Here is a 21,308-nt window from a genome sequence, read left to right on the forward strand (position 1 = left end):
ATCCTCGCCGACGTGTAGGGCCAGATTTTTATAATGTGAACGACAGCTTACGTTCGCTTCCGGGTTCGCTAATGACGACCCGGCTATGGGTTATATTCAGCTGCGGCGTCGCCGCAACGGGCTGTTTTCCGCCAGCCAGAACGGCGCAACAGAGCCAGCTTTCCCCTTGCGGGAGGTCGGCCTTTAACAACGGAATGGAAGCGCACTCCGCAAACATAATGCTGCTGTTCGGCGGCGTGACGATGCTGTCTGGCTGGCGGTGAATGACCGGCGAAAGATCGACAATGACGCTGCTGCCGTTTTCAGCCATCAGATAACAACCGCGATCGCGCACCTGGTGGGCGGTTTTCATCACCGCAAAGCCGCCCTCGACGGTTTGCAGAGTGCGCGCGCTGTTGATACGGTGCAGGCGCAGGTGCCACTCCCCGAACGGGATCTGCCAGGTCGCAATCTGCACGTCGCGCCACGGCGACCAGCGCGAGAAAATGTAATGTTCATCCACCCGAACCTCTTCGCACTCGCGACGACCGCGGAAATAGTCATCTTCGTCCGCCAGCAGCAGCATGGAATCGCAGGCGGCATGCTTCAGGCCAAATCGTCCACGCTCAATGGTGAATCCGAAGCGGCTGGAGTAGGCAAATTTGGTGTATTTCGCTTCGGTGTTAACGTAGTTATTCAGCTCCAGCTGACCAGCCGTGAGCATGACGACGTGCTGCGAAGCTTTCGAATGCATCAGGATCTGCTGCGCATGCGGGATCACATGTTTTTCAGCAAGCGCGGGCAGCGGCTGCTCGTCGGCCTGCCAGAACGGATGCGCCTCCGGCAGCGCCAGGATCAGGTAGGTTTTCAGCGCCCAGTACGGTGAACCGGGGGAGTTGTAATCCTCGCACATCGCCAGGTTCGGATACGCAAACCCCAGGGTAAGAATACCGTCGCGATCGACAATCGACTGCTGCTGCCACCAGCGCAGATGCCGCAGCACAATGCCCTTCACGATACCCGGGGTGAAGACGTCCAGCTGAGAAAAGGCCACCGCGCTCCAGAAGGCAACCATGGCAAAGCGGTAGGTCAGGCTGCGGCCAAACGGCACCGAGGCACCATCGGCGGCGGACCAGTAGATAAAGTCTTCCGCGAACAGACGCGAGCGCTCGCGCAGCACCTTTGCCCTCGCCTCGTCGTCACTCAGGGTGGCGTAAATCAGGCCGTAAAAATGGAAAGCCATGGAGATGTAATAGTCTTTCGGGCGGCCAGGACCGTCGGAGTACCAGCCGTCGCCGAGATAGTAGGCGTCCATCAGCGCAAAGCGGTGGTCAATGGCGGCTTGATCGTACGGCAGGCCGGCGCGCTTAAAGCCGAGCTGGACCATAATGGCAAAATAGTTCCAGTTGCTGTCCGGCATCTGCGCGTCGGTGATTTGGTTGAGCCACGCGTGCAGGTTAATCACCTCGCGCCCGGTAAAGTGCGCGGTGAGTTTATCTCCCAGCAGAGCGAGCCCCAGACCGTAGGCCGCCATCTCCACCAGACGCTGATCGTACGGGCCGGTTTCACCCCAGTAGCCGGTGCTTTGCGGGTCGGTACCAAGCTTAATGGCAGTAAGGTACTTCTCGCTGAACGGCGTGCTTTCGCCGGATGCCATCAGCGGAAACAGCCCCCACAGCGCGCGGGAAAGTCCCTCCATCTGCGCAATATCCGCTGTGTAATGGGCGCAGGTATCACCCAGCGAGAATCGTGAAAGGTTCGCCGGAAATTGCGTGTCCAGCGCCTGTAAAAGTGCATTCAACGACGCCACTACCTCCTGGCGTGAAGACAACGGATTTGATTTTTCTTTGTTTGCCGCCCACATCGGTTCGCCCTCGTAATCAACTGCGGCAAAGCATAGTGAATCCGCAAGGGGCAGAAATGTTAGCCGTGTCACAGGCATGAACGATGAATAAACCTCCAGTTGAGAAAATTTAAAAAGGTGGTTTATAAAGACGGTCAGACGGGAAAAAGTTGAGTTTTATTGCACTATGCGCGACACGCCGACATCCGATCTTCTGGAACTGATCGCCCTGAACGATACCGTGGCCTCGTTCAGCCGCCTGTTTGCCAATACCGTGCGCTACCATCACTGGCACCAGTGTCTGGAGATCCTCTATGTGGAAGAGGGCTTTGGCGTGGCGATTGTCGATAATCGTCACTACACCATGCGCCCCGGACGGCTGTTTTTCTTCCCGCCTTTTACGCTGCACAAGGTCATGGTGGACGAACAGGCGGAGGCAATTTACCGCCGCACCATTATTCATCTCGACCAGCACGCGGTGCTGAAGATCCTGCGGGATTTTCCCCAGACCCGGCAGCGTCTGGAGCGGCTGTCACGCCGTGGCGGCGAAGCGTGGGTCGCCGATTTAGCCCACTTCCATCACCATATCGACCATCTGTTTAGCTGCTATAAACCGCCAATGAACGGCGAGAGCATCGCCAGCCTGCTGATAGGCCTGTTCGCGATGCTGCCCGACGATCGCGACGGCGAGCCGGGAAACAGCCAGGGGATCGCCAGCCAGGTGATGTTTTGGCTCGACGAGCATTATCAGGAGAAATTTCGTCTGGATGCGCTGGCCAATGAGCTGGGAAAATCCCGCAGCTACGTATCGCGAAAATTCCATGCGGAAACGGGCGAAAAAATTCACGACTACCTGAATACGCTAAGGTTGCGTAAGGCGTGTGAGTGTTTACTCCACACTGATTCGAGCGTGCGTGACATTGCCGCACAGACGGGTTTTTCCGACGTGACGTGGTTTATCAGCGCGTTTAAAAAAGGGATTGGCGAGACGCCGCTGCAGTACAGGAAGAACCATCGTGCGGTTTGACGCCCTCACCCACGGGGCTGAGGGTTCCCCACAAATTAATGCGAGCACTGAGCAATCTCCTCGCCCCTCCGGGGAGAGGGTTAGGGTGAGGGGAACATACGGCGGTGGTGGTCATTCCGTTCACTTTATGTTCCTTGCTACTCTGTAACGACATGACCGGTGAACGTGCCAGGGTGGCTCAGTCGCCACCACCCTGGCGACCCGGGCTCCCGGCGGTAAATCGCCGCTTCGCGGTGCCCTCGGCTTATTCCTTCCGGCTTATCGGGTACGGGCGGAGGCAACGTCCCTGTAAAGCCGCCCTCTCGGCGCATCCCTGCGCCTCGCCCCGGCCGGAAGGCAAACGCCTCAGCGATTTACAGCCGGACCAGGGCATCGCTGACAGCCCTCAGTCATTTAGAAAGCAACTTTATTGCTTCTGCATAAAAAAATTACTGGGGATCCCTCACCCACGGGGAGAGGGGGAAAATCAACCGCTCTTCTTCCCCGGCTTTAATCCGCGGTGTAACTCGTTGATGCGCTTCATCGACTTGATGGTGCGCTGCGGCTCGGTGGAGGCGACGGACAGAATAATCATCTCCAGGCACAGCAGCACCGTGCCGTGCAGCGGGATTTTGCCCTTCTCGCCGCCGCGCGGGACGTGGATCACTACGCTTGCCTCTTTGCTAAAGCGCGAGTCAGTGGCGTTGGTCAGCAAAATGGTGGGAATACCCAGGCGCTTCGCTTCGCGCAGCGTGGTCTGTCCCTCCCGGTGCGCGGATTTTTGCGCCATCATTACCAGCACGTCACCGCGCTGTAGGGCAATCAGCTGTTCGGCGAGGCCAATACCGGTGCGGTTGAGCGGGATCGCAGGCAGGCCTATACGGCTAAACAGTCGCGAGGTGTACTCAGCCAGAATGCCGGATGCGCCAATGCCAAAAATAGCGACCTGTCTCGCCTGCGCCAGCAGCGACACCGCCTGCGCCATCGCGTAGCGGTTGCCCGGTTCGGACAACACCGCGCAGGTGTGTTGATGGCCTTCCAGCACAAAATCGATGCTCGCGTCGACGTCGCTGGTAAGCGTGTTTACCGTCGTGGACATCTTCTCGCTGGAGGTGACCACCGGGCCAAACCACTGCTCCAGGGTCTGCTTGAGATCCCGCAGCCCGCCAAACCCAAGCGCCTGAATGGCACGTACCACGGTGGCGTCCGAGGTGTGTAGCACAGCGGCAATCTCCATTGCCGTCTGCTCCATAACCGCTTCACGATTTTCATTGATATAGCTCGCCACCTGCAGCAGGCGCGGCGTCAGCTGGTGCGCCCGCGAGCGGAGGCGGTCGCCGTAGACATCAATTTTTCGGATCATCTTGCGGCCTCCGGCAGCGGACGGCCCGCTATCTGCGACTGCACCTGCGCGGCCATCAGCCCCAGCGAGGCAAATGAATTTGAGATCGCTTCCTCGCGGGAGATGAGCACGTAATGCCCGGTTCGGCAGGCGTTGAGAAACTGACACCAGCCCGGCATCACCGCATCCATCGCCGCCAGCTCGTCCTGCGGTTTTCCGCCGGTGTCCCCGCGCCAGGTTGCAAAGACAAAGTCAGCATCCAGCTCCGGCAGACGCTCGGCGCTGACGTCGATGCGCCCGCCCTCCGGGATGCTCTCAATCAGCGGCGGGAACCTGAACCCTGCGTCGCGCAGCACGCGCCCAAGCGAGTGGTAGCTGTGCATGGCGTTGATTTTGCCCTGATTGGCCTGAATCACCGAGACGGTCAGTTTGCTCGTATCGATGGTCGCCTTTAGCGCCTCGATCTGCTCCTGATAGCGACGCTCCAGAATCTTCAGCCGCGCCTCTGTCCCGGTAAGCTGCGCCAGCTTGCGGTAGATCTCCGGCGCGCCGCCGTCGAGGTGATCGATACTCACCGTCGGGGCAATTTTTTCCAGCTGTTCGACCGGCGTGTTGCGGGTCGGCTCGGTGATGATAAGATCCGGCTTCGCCGCGGCGATGGCTTCAATATCGATATCGGCGGTGCCGATGAATGTGATGTCGGAATTATCAAAATCGATGCCCGTCAGCATGCCGCTGGAGCGCAGAAAATGGCTGCCGTCCGGTCGGGTACGGCCATGGCTGGCAACCGGCGGTACGCCAAGCTCGATCAGCGGAATGGTGATATCCAGGTCGTGCAGGGACACAATCCGCTTCGGGTTAACCGGCACCACCACTTTGCGGTTCAGGTCGTCAGTAAACGTCTGCGTTGGCTCTGCGGCTCCTGCAGCAAAACCCACCAGCACCAGCATTGCAAAAAATACGCGCATTTCTATCCCCTAAAATCGATCCCGACGCTGCCAGAGCAGCAGCAGGAAAAACGGTCCGCCAATCAGTGAAATGACAATTCCCGCCGGCAGCTGCAACGGGAGAAATGCCAGCCGCCCGACGTTATCCGCCAGCAGCACCAGCAGCGCGCCCAGTACGGCACTTCCCGTCAGCAGTGCCGTTTGCCCTCCGCGCAGCAGCAGGCGCGCCATGTGCGGGGCAATCAGCCCGACAAAGCCGATACTCCCCACGCAGGAGACGCAGGCCGCGGTGAGCACCACGGGGGCAAACACGCGCAGCAGTGCGAGGCGTGAAGTCCGCACGCCCAGCCCCGTCGCAGTGTGGTTGCCGAGCAAGGCTACGTCTGCGGCGCGCGCGGTAAAGAGCAGCAGCGCAAACGCAGGCACTGTCCAGGCAGCAGCGATGCTGACCAGCGTCCAGCTTGCCGCATGCAGACTCCCCGCCAGCCACAGCATCGCCGTCTGGACGTCGCGCACGTCGGCGGTCGTCATAAAGACCCCCATCGCGGCGGCAAACGCCCATGACACGCCGATGCCGATCAGGATGAATCGCGGGCGCGAGATATCACGCGCCAGCGCCACTACCAGCAGCGCGGTCAGCAGCCCACCGGCCATGCCGATAAGTGGACGCCAGTACGGCCCCAATCCCGGAAACTGAAAAATCAGCAGCAGCACCGCCGCGCTACAGCCCTCTTTCACGCCGATAAGTCCGGGGTCAGCAAGGCCGTTGCGGGTAATGGACTGCATGGCCGCCCCCGCCATGCCGAGCATCGCGCCGCACAGCACCGCCATCAGCAGGCGAGGCAGGCGGATATCCATCACAATGTAATGCGCATCCGCCGTCAGACGTTCAGGATAAAACAGCGCACGTCCGATGGCGGAAGCAGGAATGGGCAGCGAGCCGTGCGTTAGGCCAAAACTTAGCAGCAGTAAAACGGCAAGGGTTAAAACGGTCAGATACAGCAGCGCCCTCGGGCGAACCAGCGCCGAGAAGGAGGAAAATCGTACTGCCCTCAATCCAGCCCGGTTCATTTGAACATCCTTGACGCCATAAGGATAAAGACCGGCGCGCCGACCAGCGCAGTCATCACGCCGGTTGCCAGCTCATACGGCGTAAACAGCGTGCGGGCGGCGATATCCGCCATCAGCAGAACCAGCGCCCCGCAGAGGGCTGAGAGCGGCACCATCACGCGCAGGTCCACCGATACCAGACGGCGAATCAGCTGCGGCACAACGAGTCCGATAAACCCGATCGGTCCGGCAACTGAAACCGCCGCGCCGCACAGCAGGGCGATGGCCAGCAGCGCGAGCAGGCGCGTTTTCAGCAGCGACACGCCAAGCCCCTGCGCCATTCTGTCCCCCAGCGCCAGCATGTTCAGCGACGGCGACAGCCAGAGCGCCAGCGCAAAACCCACGGCAGCGGCCCCCGCGGCGCTAGCGGTCGTCTCGCCGATGACTCCCGCCACATCCCCCGCAAGCCAGGTCCGCATGGCCAGCAGCGTCTGTTCATCCAGAATCAACACCGTGGCGGTTATCGATGAGGCAAATGCCGACATCGCCACGCCGCACAGCGTGACTTTCATCGGCGTGAGACCGGTACGCCCGGATGAGGAGAACGTTAGCACCAGCAAAAAGAGCGCGGCGGCGCCGGCTGCGGCTATCAGAGGGCGGCCAAACGGCAGCGACAGCCCGAGGGCACTCGTCAGCACCACCGCCAGCGCCGCCCCTGCATTTAGCCCCAGGATATGCGGCTCGCCGAGCGGGTTGCGGATCACTGACTGCAGCAGCACGCCCGCGACGCCGAGCGCCGCGCCCGTCACCAGGGCGGCGCACAGTCGCATCAAGCGCAGCCTGACGATCACGCTATGCTCAAAATTGCGCGGGTCGAAGTGGAAAAATGCGTCTACTACCGTCCGGGGGGCGATAACGCGCGCCCCGATGCTTAGGTGCGCAATCGCGCCTGCCAGAAGCAGCAGCGTAAAGAGAATAAAGGCCACAGACGTGCGCATCATGGTTTGTCGACAGCCTGACGGAACGGCATAAAGAACGGCTTGCCGGTCAGCGGGTTAACCGACATATGCACGTCGACATCAAACACCGCTTTGATCAGCTCCGGCGTGCAGGCATCGCCCTCATGCAGTACCCCCTCAACCTTTCCCTGACGTAAAAAGACCAGCGAATCACCGTAGTTCACGGCGAAGTTGAGATCGTGCAGAACCACCACCACGGTGCGCCCGTGCCGGCGCGTCAGCGTGTGCAGCAGTTCGAGGATCTCCACCTGGTAGCGAAGATCGAGGTACGTCGTGGGTTCATCCAGCAGGATATAGGGCGTTTGCTGCGCCAGTACCATGGCGATCCAACAGCGCTGGCGCTGGCCGCCGGACAGGCTTTCAACCAGATGATGGGCAAACTCTGCCGTTCCGGTCAGGCGTAACGCCTCTTCCACGGCCCGCTCGTCTTCCTCGCTCCACTGGCGCATCACGTTCTGCCAGGGGAAACGTCCGCGCGAGACCAGCTCAAATACGGTTAACCCTTCTGGAAGCAGCGGAGACTGCGGCAGGATCCCGAGCTGGCGGGCGACCGCTTTGGTTGGCTGCGAGTGGATGGCTTTGCCGTCCAGCACCGCGCTGCCGCCGAGCGGCTGAAGCAGCCGCGCGAGGGTACTTAACAGCGTCGATTTTCCGCAGCCGTTTGCGCCCACCAGAACAGTCATTTTCTGCTGGGGGATCGCAAGGGAGATATCATCAACGATGATTTTTTTCTGGTAACCCGCGGAGAGGTTCTCAAGAACCAGTCCCGGCTTTTTGATGTAGTGAGCCACGTGAACGCCAACGTAAGAAAAAAAACCAACAAATAAAAATAAAACTCATTCTCTTTTGTGAGTTTGCCGCCGCGCCATGTAGTAGTCAAGCGAAGATATACCCTGTAAACCCCAGGGATAACTGAGCATCGCTTCACAAATCAAAATTCCTTTTTATCAATTATTTTCAATGCCTTAAACAGGAAATCAACGCGTATTAGCCAGAGAGAAATCTCTGTAGCGAATTTTTTATTTATTCCATTTACTACTACATTCCCTCATGCTTGAATGATTCTCAATTACAAGTCCGATGCCGTAGAGGCTAACGGACAGACCGTAAGGGCAATGACTCACACATTCTTCCGCGAGCATTTCATCGCAGGATATTTTGGGAAAACAGATGTAATGGCTAAGTTCACACCTTCATTCGCCGGGGTAAAAGGGCGCGCGCTCTTTTCACTCCTGTTCATGGCGCCTCTGGTGCACGCAGCAGCAAAAGACGGTGAGACGCTTACCGTCACTGCCGACCCTTACGCTTCCACCGACGCCACCAGCGGCTATCAGCCCCTGAACACCTCCACCGCCACGCTGACCAACATGCCGATGCTGGACATCCCGCAGGTGGTCAATACCGTCAGCGATAAAGTGCTGGAAGACCAAAACGCGACCACGCTCGACGAGGCGCTGTATAACGTCAGCAACGTGGTGCAGACCAACACCCTGGGCGGCACGCAGGATGCCTTCGTGCGCCGTGGCTTCGGCGCAAACCGCGATGGCTCGATCATGACCAACGGCCTGCGCACCGTGCTGCCGCGCAGCTTCAATGCCGCAACCGAGCGCGTGGAGGTGCTAAAAGGCCCGGCCTCGACCCTTTACGGTATTCTCGACCCCGGCGGCCTGATTAACGTGGTGACCAAACGCCCGGAGAAAACCTTCGGCGGCTCGATTTCTGCCACATCAACCAGCTTTGGCGGCGGTACCGGACAGTTTGACGTCACCGGTCCGATTGAAGGTACGCGTCTGGCCTATCGCCTGACGGGGGAGTATCAGGACGAGGATTACTGGCGTAATTACGGCACCGAACGCAGCACCTTTATCGCCCCGTCTTTGACCTGGTTCGGCGATGATGCCACCGTGACCGTGCTCTATTCGCATCGCGACTATAAAACGCCGTTCGATCGCGGAACGATCTTCGATCTCAACACCAAAAAGGCGGTCGACGTCGATCGCAAAACCCGCTTTGATGAGCCATTTAACGTGACCGACGGTCAGTCCGACCTCGCTCAGCTTAACGCGGAGTATCGCCTTAACAGCCAGTGGACCGCGAAGTTCGACTACAGCTACAGCCAGGATAAGTACAGCGATAACCAGGCTCGCGTGATGGCCTACGATTCAAAAACCGGCAACCTGACCCGCCGCGTGGATGCGACCCAGGGTTCGACCCAGCGTATGCATACAACGCGGGCAGATTTGCAGGGGAACGTGGACATCGCGGGCTTTTACAATGAGATCCTGACCGGCGTGTCGTATGAGAATTACGATCTGCTGCGTACGGACATGATCCGTTGTAAGAACGTTAAGGATTTCAATATTTACAACCCGAGCTACGGCAGCCTCGGCAAGTGCACCACCGTCTCGGCATCCGACAGCGATCAAACCATCAAGCAGGAGAGCTACTCCGCCTACGCGCAGGACGCGCTGTACCTGACCGATAAATGGATCGCCGTTGCCGGACTGCGCTACCAGTATTACACCCAGTACGCGGGCAAAGGCCGTCCGTTTAACGTCAACACCGACAGCCGCGACGACCAGTGGACGCCGAAGCTGGGCCTGGTATACAAGCTCACGCCGGCAGTCTCCCTGTTTGCTAACTATTCCCAGACGTTTATGCCGCAGTCGTCCATTGCGAGCTACATCGGCGACCTGCCGCCGGAAACGTCGAACGCGTATGAAATAGGCGCTAAATTCGACCTGTTCGACGGCATTACCGCCAACATCGCGCTGTTTGATATCCACAAGCGCAACGTGCTGTACACCGAGAGCATCGGTGATGAAACCGTCGCCAAAACCGCGGGCCGCGTGCGCTCGCAGGGTGTCGAAGTGGATCTCGCCGGATCGCTGACCGAGAACACCAACATTATCGCCAGCTACGGCTATACCGATGCGAAGGTGCTGGAAGACCCGGACTACGCGGGCAAACCGCTGCCGAACGTGCCGCGCCATACCGGCTCCCTGTTCCTGACGTACGATATTCACAATGCGTTTGCCGGGAATACGCTGACAATTGGCGGCGGCGGGCACGGCGTGAGCCGTCGTTCAGCGACTAACGGTGCGGATTATTATCTGCCGGGCTATTTCGTGGCGGATGCATTTGCGGCGTACAAAATGAAGCTGCAATATCCGGTGACGCTACAGGTGAACGTGAAAAACCTGTTTGATAAGACCTACTACACGTCGTCGATTGCGACCAATAACCTGGGCAACCAGATTGGCGACCCGCGTGAAGTGCAGTTTACGGTAAAGATGGAGTTTTGACGTCAGGGCGAGGGGATCGATCGTAGGCCCGGTAAGCGCAGCGCCACCGGGCAAAAAAAAGCCCTGCATCGCAGGGCTTTTTCAGCATCAGGCCTCAATATCCGCCATATCGCCTTTCTCCTGCAGCCAGTTACGTCGGTCTTCCGAACGTTTCTTGGCAAGGAGCATATCCATCATGGCGTTGGTTTGCTGTTCGTCTTCGTCGCTGATCGTCAGCTGCACCAGACGGCGCGTGTTCGGATCCAACGTCGTTTCGCGAAGCTGCATCGGGTTCATCTCGCCCAGCCCTTTAAAGCGCTGCACGTTCGGTTTGCCCTTCTTGCGCTTCAGCTGTTCCAGCACGCCCGCTTTCTCTTCTTCCGTCAGCGCATAGTAGACTTCTTTGCCAAGGTCGATACGGTACAGCGGCGGCAGCGCCACGTGGACGTGACCGTTTTTCACCAGCGTGCGGAAGTGCTTCACGAACAGCGCGCACAGCAGCGTGGCGATGTGCAGACCATCGGAGTCCGCATCCGCGAGAATGCAGATCTTGCCGTAGCGCAGCTGGCTCAGATCGTCGCTGTCCGGATCGATGCCGATCGCCACCGAGATATCGTGTACTTCCTGCGAGGCCAGCACTTCATCAGACGAGACTTCCCAGGTGTTGAGGATCTTACCCTTGAGCGGCATGATCGCCTGATACTCACGATCGCGCGCCTGCTTGGCCGATCCGCCCGCCGAGTCCCCTTCCACCAGGAAAAGCTCGGTGCGGTTGAGATCCTGCGCGGTACAATCCGCCAGCTTGCCCGGCAGCGCGGGGCCGCTGGTCAGTTTTTTACGCACCACTTTCTTCGCCGCGCGCAGACGACGCTGGGCGCTGGAGATCGCCATTTCAGCCAGCATTTCTGCGGCCTGAACGTTCTGGTTCAGCCACAGGGTAAACGCATCTTTCACCACGCCGGAAACAAACGCCGCACACTGGCGTGACGACAGGCGCTCTTTAGTCTGACCGGCAAACTGCGGATCCTGCATTTTCACGGAAAGCACGTAGGCGCAGCGGTCCCAGATATCTTCTGCGGAAAGCTTCACGCCGCGCGGCAGAATGTTGCGGTATTCGCAGAACTCGCGCATCGCATCCAGCAGACCCTGACGCAGGCCGTTGACGTGCGTCCCACCGAGCAGCGTTGGGATCAGGTTGACGTAGCTTTCCGTCAGCAGCTCACCGCCTTCAGGTAGCCACAGCAGCGCCCAGTCCACCGCCTCGGTATCACCTTCGAAATTCCCGACGAACGGTTTTTCCGGCAGGGTCGGCAGGCCGTTAACCGCTTCGCACAGGTAGTCGTTCAGACCCTTTTCGTAGCGCCAGCTCTGTTCGGTGTTGTTAACGTGATCTTTAAAGGTGATTTCTACGCCTGGGCACAGCACCGCTTTGGCTTTCAGCAGGTGCGTCAGGCGGGAAACAGAAAAGCGTGGGCTGTCGAAGAAGCTTTCGTCAGGCCAGAAATGGACGCTGGTGCCGGTGTTGCGTTTACCGCACGTCCCGACGACCTGCAAATCCTGCACTTTTTCGCCGTTTTCAAACGCGATGTTATACACCTGGCCGTCGCGACGGACGTTCACTTCCACGCGCTTTGACAGGGCGTTAACCACAGAGATCCCCACGCCGTGCAAGCCGCCAGAGAACTGGTAGTTTTTGTTGGAGAACTTACCGCCCGCATGCAGACGGCAGAGGATCAGCTCAACGGCAGGAACCCCCTCTTCCGGGTGAATATCCACCGGCATGCCGCGGCCATCGTCGATGACTTCCAGCGACTGATCGGCGTGCAGGATAACGTCCACGCGTTTGGCATGACCTGCCAGCGCTTCGTCCACACTGTTATCAATTACTTCCTGGCCCAGGTGGTTTGGGCGCGTCGTATCGGTGTACATCCCCGGGCGGCGGCGAACCGGCTCAAGCCCGGTGAGTACCTCAATGGCATCAGCGTTATAGGTTTGCGTCATGATTTAAGCTAGCAATTCGCATTGATTGTCAGTGGCTGTGCAGTCCAAGAAAATCGACAATCTGGGTGAAATGATCTTCAAAGCCCGTGAAAGCATGGTTTCCGCCCTCTTCTACAGTCTGGCGGCAGGATGCGTAATACGCCACTGCCTGGCGGTAATCCAGCACTTCATCTCCCGTCTGTTGCAGCAGCCAGATAAGATCGGGCGCTTCAAGCGGGTCGACCTGCATAACTTTGAGATCGTAAATATGGCGTGACTCTAGCACATATTGTTGGCCGGTGTAGGGGTTCTCGTTTTCGCCAAGAAAGTCCCTTAACAGCTCAAATGGCCGGACCGCCGGGTTAACGACGACAGCGGGCACCATAAAGCATTGCGACAGCCAGGTGGCGTAGTAGCCGCCGAGGGACGAGCCGACAACGCCAAACGATTCGCCGCCGTGTTCAAGCACAATCGATTCCAGCATTTCTGCCGCGTCCGCCGGATAAGGGGGCAGCTGCGGAATAATCATCTCCACGTGCGGATGATGTTCGCTCAGCCACTGGCGAAACTGCGTCGCCTTTGCGGAACGCGGAGAACTGTTGAACCCGTGCAGATAGAGGAGCGTCGACATCAATAACCTTCTGAAGCGGTATCCGGGCGGAACTGCGCGCCAGCCAGACGGCACACTTCGGTGGTCAGCGAGCCGTCGGCATGCAGGTCCAGCCAGCGCCAGCCCGGTCCGATGGTGTCCAGCGTGAAGTTAGCGCAATGGGGCTTGAACTGCACGCAGGTGGACGGCGTCGCGAGCAGGCGGCGACCGTTCCAGTCGAGATCCTGTTCCTGGTGAATGTGCCCACACAGCAAATTTTTCACGCGCGGGAATTTCGCCAGCACGCTATCCAGCGCCGCAGAGTTGCGTAAGCTGTGCTGATCAAGCCAGCTACAGCCCGCCGGCAGCGGATGATGATGCAGTAACAGCAGCGTATTACGATTCGGTTCGGCGGCCAGTTTTGTCTCCAGCCAGTCAAGCTGATAGTCGCTCAACTCACCGTGCGGAACGCCAAACACCTGACTGTCGAGGAGCAGAATTTGCCACTGGTCCCCCGTAAAGACACATTTTGCCGGCGAAATCCCCGCCTCCTGAAGCGAACTGTACATGGCGGGCTGAAAATCGTGATTGCCCGGTAGCCAGACGCAAGGCACACTAAAGCTCGCAATTCCTTCGGCGAAATGCTGATAGGCTGCGGAGGATTGATCCTGCGCCAGATCGCCTGTCGCGACGATCAGATCGCATGGCCGCTTTTCAGCATGGATCGCGTCAAGAACCGCCTGATAACTCTCCCAGGTGTTCACGCCCAGAAGCGTCTCATGCTTTTCGGCAAAAAGGTGGGTGTCGGTGATTTGTAATATCCTGACTGGCGCCCCACCAGCAACAGTCAGGTTCAACAGGCTTTCCAAATGGTGTCCTTAGGTAGGTTTATGACGCTAACAAACCGGAATCGCCATTGCTCCATGTGCTAAACAATATCTTAGCCAGTCGGCTAAAAACTGGTTAATTTGATGCTTTTCGTCGCGTTGATGCAACTTTTTATTCGGATAATCATACCGCGCTTTGAAGCGAAAGATCTGCTGGCTTGAACACACTTCAGCGACCATCGCATCATGATAAAGACGTACCGTCATTGACGGCAGGCTCCAGTAGCTGATGCTCGGCGCCGTTTGCTCAATCTCCACCAGCGTAGTGTAGCGCGTTGATTCTGTTATCGTTAACCGATACTGCGCGTTGCTCACCTGATAGCTTACCGTTTCGCCGGGCGCGTCGTTTCGCGGCAGCAGGCGGCGCAGCTGGGCGAAATTGGTTTCGCACAGGCGCATCATTTCTGGGAAGTCAGGTGTATAGCGCTTCATTTTTTCCACTCGTTTCGTAAATTCTGATGATGCAGTTGCAGCCATTGCAAGGCGATGACAGACGCTGCGTTGTCGATTAAACCCTCTTCTACCCATTGGTAAGCCTGCTCCCGACTCACCACATGAACCCGAATATCTTCGTTTTCATCTGCCAGACCGTGGATCCCTTTCGCTGTCGTGGCGTCCACTTCGCCCACCATAATAGATGAGCGTTCCGTTGTTCCCCCCGGACTTGCCAGGTAGCTCAACACCGGTTTCGTCCGACCGATCGCCAGGCCTGCCTCTTCCAGCGCCTCACGGCGAGCGACGTCTTCGACCGACTCACCTTCCTCGATCATCCCGGCCACCATCTCCAGCAACCACGGCGTTTCGCTGGTATCATACGCCGCAATACGGACCTGCTCGACCAGCACGACTTCATCACGCACTGGGTCAAAGGGTAGCAAGACTGCCGCATGCCCGCGCTCAAAAATTTCGCGTTTGATTTCACCGCTCATTTCACCGTTAAACAGGCGATGCCTGAAACGGTAAAGTTCCATTGAAAAAAAACCGCTATAAAGCGTTTCTCGTGCAATAATTTCTACATCGTTTTTGGCGAAGGTGACAGGCACGTTTTCTGGTTTTTGCATCGGTCGAGTCCTGGTAGCAATGGTGATGAAATTGTGAATTTCAAGGCTGTTTGGCTGCCGTTTGTATGGCTATATGGTAGATTGGAGCAAATTACCGCCAGATGGCACGTTACGCCAACCTTTTGGTGTGGATGATTCTGTTAGAATCGGCAATTATTTTTAATTAGATCAGCGCTAATACTGCTTCACAACAAGGAATGCAAATGAAGAAATTGCTCCCCATCCTTATCGGCCTGAGCCTGACGGGCTTCAGTGCAATGAGCCAGGCAGAGAACCTGTTACAGGTCTACCAGCAGGCACGTCTGGGCAACCCTGATTTACGTAAATCAGCGGCCGATCGTGATGCTGCGTTTGAAAAGATTAACGAAGCACGTAGTCCACTGCTGCCGCAGTTAGGCTTAGGTGCAGATTATACCTACACTAACGGTTTTCGCGATAACAATGGTATCGACTCGAATGCCACCAGCGCCTCTTTACAGCTTACACAGACCCTGTTCGACATGTCCAAATGGCGTGAACTGAGTTTGCAGGAAAAGAGCGCAGGCATTCAGGATGTCACCTATCAGACCGATCAGCAAACGCTGATCCTGAATACCGCGACCGCCTATTTCCAGGTACTGAGCGCGATTGACGCTCTCTCCTATACCGAAGCGCAGAAACAGGCGATTTACCGTCAGTTAGATCAAACCACCCAGCGTTTTAATGTTGGTCTGGTTGCGATCACTGACGTGCAGAACGCCCGTTCACAGTACGATACCGTACTGGCTAACGAAGTGACCGCACGTAACAACCTCGACAACGCACTGGAAGCACTGCGTCAGGTCACCGGTAACTACTATCCTGAGCTGGCCTCTCTGAACGTGGACAGTTTCAAAACGGACAAACCGCAGGCGGTTAATGCTCTGCTGAAAGAAGCGGAAAACCGTAACCTGACCTTATTGCAGGCGCGCCTGAGCCAGGATCTGGCACGCGAGCAGATCCGCCTTGCACAGGATGGTCACCTGCCAACCCTGAGCCTGAGCGCCTCTACCGGCGTATCGGATACCAGCTACAGCGGGTCTAAAACGACGTCTCAGGCCTATGACGACAGCAACGTTGGCCAGAACAAAGTGGGCCTTAGTTTCTCTCTGCCGCTGTACCAGGGCGGGATGGTTAACTCTCAGGTGAAACAGGCGCAATACAACTTTGTGGGTGCAAGCGAGCAGCTGGAAAGCGCGCACCGCAACGTGGTGCAGACCGTGCGTTCTTCCTTTAACAACGTCAATGCCTCTATCAGTAGCATCAACGCCTACAAACAGGCCGTTGTCTCTGCGCAAAGCTCTCTGGACGCGATGGAAGCAGGCTACTCCGTCGGTACGCGTACCATCGTTGACGTGTTAGACGCAACGACCACGCTGTATAACGCGAAACAGCAGCTTTCCAGCGCACGTTACCAGTACCTGATTAACCAGCTGAACATCAAGCAGGCGCTGGGTACGCTGAACGAGCAGGATCTGCAAATGCTGAACAGTACGCTGGGTAAACCGGTATCCACGTCGCCTGACAGCGTGGCGCCGGAAAATCCAGAGCAGGATGCCGCGGTTGATAACTTCAACGCTAACGGCAGCGCACCGGTTGCACAGCCAGCGGCAGCACGCAGCACCTCACCTGCCAGCAGCGGCACGAATCCGTTCCGCAACTAAGTGTGTCATCAGGCCCAGTGCGGCCTGATGCCCTCACCCCAGCCCTCTCCCACAGGGAGAGGGAGCACATTAATCCCCCCCGAACGTAAGCCAACGTAAAGATCCCCCGGATTTCGCCCCTCTTCGCTTCATTTTCAACCACTCATCCTCTATCCTGAGCGTTAATACCCCTGGGTCCTGGAAGACAAATATGAAACGGACAAAAACGATGAATCACGCGTCGTTCCGCAAAAGCTGGAACGCACGCCACCTGACACCTGTCGCGCTGGCGGTCACCGCCGTCTTTATGCTGGCAGGCTGTGAGCAAAGCGACGAAACGGTGTCGCTCTATCAAAACGCTGACGATTGTGCGAGCGCAACCGGTAAAGCCGCCGAGTGTACGACGGCCTATAACAACGCCCTGAAAGAGGCAGAACGTACCGCGCCGAAATATGCCTCACGCGAAGACTGTGTAGCCGAATTCGGCGAAGGCCAGTGCCAGCAGGCTCCTGCTCAGGCAGGTATGGCGCCGGAAAACCAGGCGCAGGCACAGTCCAGCGGTAGCTTCTGGATGCCTCTGATGGCGGGTTATATGATGGGCCGTCTGATGAGCGGCGGCGCGGGCTACCAGCAGCAACCGCTGTTTAGTTCTAAAAACCCAAACAGCCCGGCGTACGGTAAATACACCGATGCCACCGGCAAGGGTTACGGTGCGGCAACGCCTGGCCGTACGATGACCGTACCGAAAACCGCGATGGCACCGAAACCAGCCACTACCAGCACCATTACCCGTGGCGGCTTCGGTGAGTCTGTGGCGAAACAAACCACCATGCAGCGTAGTGCGACCGGCTCTTCGACTCGCTCAATGGGCGGCTGATCATGGAACGAGTCAGTATTGTCGAGCGCCCGGACTGGCGCGAAAAAGCCACCGAATACGGTTTCAACTTTCACACCATGTACGGCGAGCCGTACTGGTGTGAAGACGCTTACTATAAGCTCACGCTCGCGCAGGTCGAAAAGCTTGAAGAGGTGACCGCAGAACTGCACCAGATGTGCCTGAAGGTGGTAGAGAAAGTCATCGACAGCGATGAGCTGATGACCAAATTCCGCATTCCGAAGCACACCTGGAGCTTTGTTCGTCAGTCCTGGAAAACGAACCAGCCTTCGCTCTACTCTCGCCTCGATTTGGCATGGGATGGCGTGGGTGAACCGAAGCTTTTAGAAAACAACGCAGATACGCCAACCTCCCTGTACGAAGCCGCGTTCTTCCAGTGGATCTGGCTGGAAGATCAGGCGAATGCCGGAAACTTGCCGGAAGGCAGCGACCAGTTCAACAGCCTTCAGGAAAAACTGATTGAGCGTTTCGCCGAACTGCGTGAACAGCACGGTTTCAACCTGTTGCACCTCGCCTGCTGTCGCGATACCGAAGAAGATCGCGGTACGGTTCAGTATTTGCAGGACTGCGCAGCCGAAGCGGAAGTGGCGACGGAATTCCTCTATATCGAAGAGATCGGTTTAGGTGAAAAAGGTCAGTTTACGGACACGCAGGATCAGGTGATCAGCAACCTGTTCAAGCTCTACCCGTGGGAATACATGCTGCGCGAAATGTTTTCTACCAAGCTGGAAGACGCCGGTGTGCGCTGGCTGGAACCAGCCTGGAAGAGCATTATCTCCAATAAAGCCCTGCTGCCAATGCTGTGGGAGATGTTCCCGAACCACCCGAACCTGCTGCCTGCTTACTTTGCCGAAGATGATTTCCCGCCGATGGAGAAATACGTCGTTAAGCCAATCTTCTCCCGTGAAGGCGCGAACGTCTCGATTATCGAAAACGGTAAAACGCTGGAAGCGGTTGAAGGGCCGTACGGTGAGGAAGGGATGATCGTCCAGGCGTTTTATCAACTGCCGAAGTTTGGCGACAGCTATACGCTGATCGGCAGCTGGCTTATTAACGATCAGCCTGCCGGGATTGGTATTCGCGAAGATCGCGCGCTGATTACGCAGGATCTGTCGCGTTTCTACCCGCATATTTTTATTGAATAAGACTTGCCGGGTGGCGGCTTCGCCTTACCCGGCCTACATGTCGAGCGTAGGCCCGGTAAGCGCAGCGCCACCGGGCATGTTTTACCCCACCTGCACCGACAGCATACTCAAGCTCCCCATCTCAATACCGTCGACCGGTGTTGTAATAACCTCCTGACCGTCCCATGCGCCTAATACATACAGCAATGGCAAGAAGTGTTCCGGCGTCGGGTTAGAGAGCGAACCGCCGTCGTGATCCAGATAGTTCACCAAAGGGTGCCGTTCGACCAGCCCTTGCCAGGTCAGGTTGTCTTTTACATAGTCATTAAAGGCCGCTGCCCAGGGGTACGGCGTATTTTCACCGTGCCAGCGTACCGTACGCAGGTTATGCACCACGTTGCCACTGGCAATCAGCATGATGTCCTCATCACGAAGCGAAGCCAGCTTACGCCCCATCTCCATGTGCCAGGCAGCCGGTTTGGTGCTGTCGATACTCAGTTGCACCATCGGGATATCCGCATCAGGATACATCTTAATCAGCACGCCCCATGAGCCATGGTCAAAGCCCCAGGCTTCTTTGTCCAGCGCAACCGGAACAGGGGCGAGCAGATCAACCAGCCGCTGCGCCAGCTCAGGCGAACCGGGGGCCGGATAATGCGTATCGTACAGCGCCTGCGGAAAACCGCCAAAATCATGGATCGTTTTTGGCGCTTCCATGGCCGTCACGCCGGTACCCCGGGTAAACCAGTGCGCAGAGACCACCACAATTGCCTTCGGACGCGGTAACGTCTTACCCAGCTGACGCCAGGCGCGGGTATAGACGTTATCTTCCAGAACGTTCATGGGGCTGCCATGGCCTAAAAACAGTGCTGGCATACGAGAAGGAGACATGGTGATATCCTTAGAGGAAGTGACAAAGTGATGGGCCTACATTACGCGCATTCAGGTGAAGATGAACGTAGATAACCGTGAAGATCATCATCAGGAAATTTGAATGCCAGATATCGCTTAAGGAGAATGCATGTCAGTACCTTTGATTTTGACCTTACTTGCGGGCGCCGCGACCTTTATCGGTGCGTTCCTTGGGGTACTCGGTCAAAAACCCTCTAATCGCCTGCTGGCCTTCTCGCTGGGTTTCGCCGCCGGGATTATGCTGCTTATCTCGCTGATGGAGATGCTGCCCGCCGCGCTTCACGCCGAAGGGATGTCGCCTGTTCTGGGCTATGGCATGTTTATCATTGGCCTGCTGGGTTATTTTGCACTCGACCGTATCCTTCCTCACGCGCACCCGCAGGATCTAATGCAAAAAAGCGTTGCCCCCATCCCTGGCAATATCAAACGCACGGCCATTCTGCTGACGCTGGGTATCAGCCTGCATAACTTTCCGGAAGGTATCGCCACCTATGTCACGGCCAGCAGCAACCTGGAAATGGGTTTTGGTGTCGCGCTGGCCGTTGCTTTGCACAATATTCCTGAAGGACTTGCCGTTGCCGGGCCCGTTTATGCCGCCACGGGTTCAAAACGTACAGCTGTCTTTTGGGCGGGTATCTCCGGGATGGCTGAAATTCTCGGCGGCGTGCTGGCGTGGCTGATCCTCGGTAGCCTCGTATCCCCGGTTGTAATGGCTGCAATTATGGCTGCCGTGGCCGGGATTATGGTCGCGCTCTCTGTCGATGAGCTGATGCCGCTGGCAAAAGAGATCGATCCCAACAATAACCCAAGCTACGGCGTGCTGTGTGGAATGTCAGTGATGGGGATGAGTCTGGTTCTGCTACAAACGGCAGGTATTGGTTAAGAATTAATGCCTCCGTTTCATACGGAGGCATTATACTATTCAAAATAACAATCCTATATATTTATCCTATAATAACTCACCAAATATAAACCCATTAGAATTTCAAAAAAAGGCGGCTCTTAAGATAGCCTGAAAATATTAATTAAAAGCACCTACAAATATATTTAAGTCACGTTAATCGCGTATTCCCACCCCAATCCGTATACTTTGCAAGTATTCTGAAATTAATATTCACATTATGAATCACTCTGAAAAAGGATATTTCCATGTATATGGGTAAGAAATTACTGTTAGCAGCGGCTATGGCTGGCATTGTGTCGGGTTCTGCTTTTGCTGAAGATCAAGGCTCTGGCAAAATCAAATTCAAAGGTGTTGTTATTGACGCACCGTGCAGCATCGCACCAGACAGCGTTGATAAAGAAGTCGATCTGGGTGAAGTGACTACGGCCGTTATCAACGCCAACAAAAAATCCACGCCGGTTCCGGTCGATATTAATCTGGAAAACTGCCAGCTTGACGATCCGGCAGACGAAACCGACACGCCAATTACCAAAGTGGATGTCACCTTCACCAGCGCAGCGACAGACGCGACAGACACCAGCCTGATGAGTAACACCTATGCAAGTGGTGCGCAGAACGTGGGTGTACGTCTGCTGGATAATGCGGAGGCTGCTATCACGCTGGGAGAATCCAACGAGGTTGAGTTGCTGGCAGGATCAACCACCCAGACGCTGCATTTCAAAGCGGTTATGGAAGTCCCCACGGGTAAAACTGCGACGGCAGGCCAGGTTGAAGCCACGGCTAACTACGTCCTGTTGTACAAATAATTCTGTTACGTAACAGTAT

At 56.8% G+C, this 21,308-nt stretch carries 19 protein-coding genes; 7 read left to right on the top strand and 12 right to left on the bottom strand.

Going from position 1 to position 21,308, the window contains the following annotated elements:
- Positions 1 to 28: 28 nt before the first annotated feature.
- Positions 29 to 1,843 (bottom strand): DUF2264 domain-containing protein, encoded by a 1,815-nt coding sequence (locus ACQG0S_RS18795; protein WP_048966583.1) that lies wholly within the window; start codon positions 1,841 to 1,843, stop codon positions 29 to 31.
- Positions 1,844 to 2,009: 166 nt separating this feature from the next.
- Between ACQG0S_RS18795 and ACQG0S_RS18800 the strand changes: the two genes are divergently transcribed.
- Complete coding sequence (locus tag ACQG0S_RS18800; protein WP_022649417.1) at positions 2,010 to 2,849, top strand: AraC family transcriptional regulator; 840 nt, start codon at positions 2,010 to 2,012, stop codon at positions 2,847 to 2,849.
- A 466-nt stretch (positions 2,850 to 3,315) separates the two neighbouring features.
- On the opposite strand, the gene ACQG0S_RS18805 is transcribed toward ACQG0S_RS18800, so the two are convergent.
- From ACQG0S_RS18805 to ACQG0S_RS18825, 5 genes are read right to left on the bottom strand one after another with little or no spacing between them, the layout of a single operon-like run.
- Positions 3,316 to 4,191, bottom strand: coding sequence for a MurR/RpiR family transcriptional regulator (locus tag ACQG0S_RS18805; protein WP_015571883.1), 876 nt, complete (start codon positions 4,189 to 4,191; stop codon positions 3,316 to 3,318).
- Positions 4,188 to 5,138, bottom strand: coding sequence for an iron-siderophore ABC transporter substrate-binding protein (locus ACQG0S_RS18810; protein WP_023306962.1), 951 nt, complete (start codon positions 5,136 to 5,138; stop codon positions 4,188 to 4,190). Before ACQG0S_RS18810 ends, ACQG0S_RS18805 begins: the two co-directional genes overlap by 4 nt.
- Positions 5,139 to 5,147: 9 nt before the next feature.
- Complete coding sequence (locus tag ACQG0S_RS18815) at positions 5,148 to 6,188, bottom strand: FecCD family ABC transporter permease (protein ID WP_038416737.1); 1,041 nt, start codon at positions 6,186 to 6,188, stop codon at positions 5,148 to 5,150.
- Entirely contained in the window at positions 6,185 to 7,168 is a 984-nt protein-coding gene (locus tag ACQG0S_RS18820) for a FecCD family ABC transporter permease (RefSeq protein WP_022649420.1), read from the bottom strand. Before ACQG0S_RS18820 ends, ACQG0S_RS18815 begins: the two co-directional genes overlap by 4 nt.
- Positions 7,165 to 7,977: an ABC transporter ATP-binding protein gene (locus tag ACQG0S_RS18825; RefSeq protein WP_023306964.1), complete on the bottom strand. Its 813-nt coding sequence runs from the start codon at positions 7,975 to 7,977 to the stop codon at positions 7,165 to 7,167. Before ACQG0S_RS18825 ends, ACQG0S_RS18820 begins: the two co-directional genes overlap by 4 nt.
- Positions 7,978 to 8,361: 384 nt before the next feature.
- Here ACQG0S_RS18825 and ACQG0S_RS18830 point away from each other — a divergent pair, with 384 nt between their 5' ends.
- Positions 8,362 to 10,491 carry a TonB-dependent siderophore receptor gene (locus ACQG0S_RS18830; RefSeq protein WP_048966408.1) on the top strand — a complete coding sequence of 710 codons (2,130 nt, stop codon included), beginning with the start codon at positions 8,362 to 8,364 and terminating at the stop codon, positions 10,489 to 10,491.
- A gap of 87 nt (positions 10,492 to 10,578) precedes the next feature.
- Here the strand turns inward: ACQG0S_RS18830 and parE are convergent, their stop codons facing one another.
- Genes parE through nudF form a run of 5 tightly spaced genes read right to left on the bottom strand, consistent with a single transcriptional unit; the run spans position 10,579 to position 14,987 of the window.
- On the bottom strand, positions 10,579 to 12,471 hold the full coding sequence (gene parE / locus ACQG0S_RS18835; RefSeq protein WP_023306966.1) for a DNA topoisomerase IV subunit B: 1,893 nt from the start codon (positions 12,469 to 12,471) through the stop codon (positions 10,579 to 10,581).
- Between the two features lie 28 nt (positions 12,472 to 12,499).
- On the bottom strand, positions 12,500 to 13,081 hold the full coding sequence (yqiA, locus tag ACQG0S_RS18840; RefSeq protein ID WP_022649423.1) for an esterase YqiA: 582 nt from the start codon (positions 13,079 to 13,081) through the stop codon (positions 12,500 to 12,502).
- On the bottom strand, positions 13,081 to 13,908 hold the full coding sequence (gene cpdA, locus ACQG0S_RS18845; RefSeq protein ID WP_022649424.1) for a 3',5'-cyclic-AMP phosphodiesterase: 828 nt from the start codon (positions 13,906 to 13,908) through the stop codon (positions 13,081 to 13,083). Before cpdA ends, yqiA begins: the two co-directional genes overlap by 1 nt.
- Positions 13,909 to 13,935: 27 nt before the next feature.
- Positions 13,936 to 14,358: a DUF1249 family protein gene (locus ACQG0S_RS18850; RefSeq protein WP_003862516.1), complete on the bottom strand. Its 423-nt coding sequence runs from the start codon at positions 14,356 to 14,358 to the stop codon at positions 13,936 to 13,938.
- Positions 14,355 to 14,987, bottom strand: a complete 633-nt coding sequence (gene nudF / locus ACQG0S_RS18855; RefSeq protein WP_022649425.1) for an ADP-ribose diphosphatase — start codon at positions 14,985 to 14,987, stop codon at positions 14,355 to 14,357. Before nudF ends, ACQG0S_RS18850 begins: the two co-directional genes overlap by 4 nt.
- Before the next feature lie 203 nt (positions 14,988 to 15,190).
- On the opposite strand from nudF, the gene tolC reads away from it, so the two are divergent.
- The 3 genes from tolC (at position 15,191) to ACQG0S_RS18870 (ending at position 18,688) form a co-directional block, all read left to right on the top strand.
- Positions 15,191 to 16,669 carry an outer membrane channel protein TolC gene (gene tolC / locus ACQG0S_RS18860; RefSeq protein WP_022649426.1) on the top strand — a complete coding sequence of 493 codons (1,479 nt, stop codon included), beginning with the start codon at positions 15,191 to 15,193 and terminating at the stop codon, positions 16,667 to 16,669.
- Positions 16,670 to 16,859: 190 nt separating this feature from the next.
- Positions 16,860 to 17,525: a DUF1190 family protein gene (locus ACQG0S_RS18865; protein WP_006811983.1), complete on the top strand. Its 666-nt coding sequence runs from the start codon at positions 16,860 to 16,862 to the stop codon at positions 17,523 to 17,525.
- 2 nt (positions 17,526 to 17,527) lie between these two features.
- On the top strand, positions 17,528 to 18,688 hold the full coding sequence (locus ACQG0S_RS18870) for a glutathionylspermidine synthase family protein (protein WP_022649428.1): 1,161 nt from the start codon (positions 17,528 to 17,530) through the stop codon (positions 18,686 to 18,688).
- An 81-nt stretch (positions 18,689 to 18,769) separates the two neighbouring features.
- On the opposite strand, the gene ygiD is transcribed toward ACQG0S_RS18870, so the two are convergent.
- Positions 18,770 to 19,558, bottom strand: coding sequence for a 4,5-DOPA dioxygenase extradiol (gene ygiD, locus ACQG0S_RS18875; protein WP_048966406.1), 789 nt, complete (start codon positions 19,556 to 19,558; stop codon positions 18,770 to 18,772).
- A gap of 130 nt (positions 19,559 to 19,688) precedes the next feature.
- Between ygiD and zupT the strand changes: the two genes are divergently transcribed.
- Complete coding sequence (gene zupT, locus ACQG0S_RS18880; protein WP_022649430.1) at positions 19,689 to 20,462, top strand: zinc transporter ZupT; 774 nt, start codon at positions 19,689 to 19,691, stop codon at positions 20,460 to 20,462.
- A 266-nt stretch (positions 20,463 to 20,728) separates the two neighbouring features.
- A complete protein-coding gene (locus ACQG0S_RS18885) occupies positions 20,729 to 21,289 on the top strand; it encodes a fimbrial protein (protein ID WP_022649431.1) in 561 nt (186 codons plus the stop codon).
- Positions 21,290 to 21,308: the final 19 nt, after the last annotated feature.

The sequence above is a fragment of the Enterobacter cloacae complex sp. 418I7 genome, assembly GCF_050030705.1.
Taxonomy (GTDB): domain Bacteria; phylum Pseudomonadota; class Gammaproteobacteria; order Enterobacterales; family Enterobacteriaceae; genus Enterobacter; species Enterobacter intestinihominis.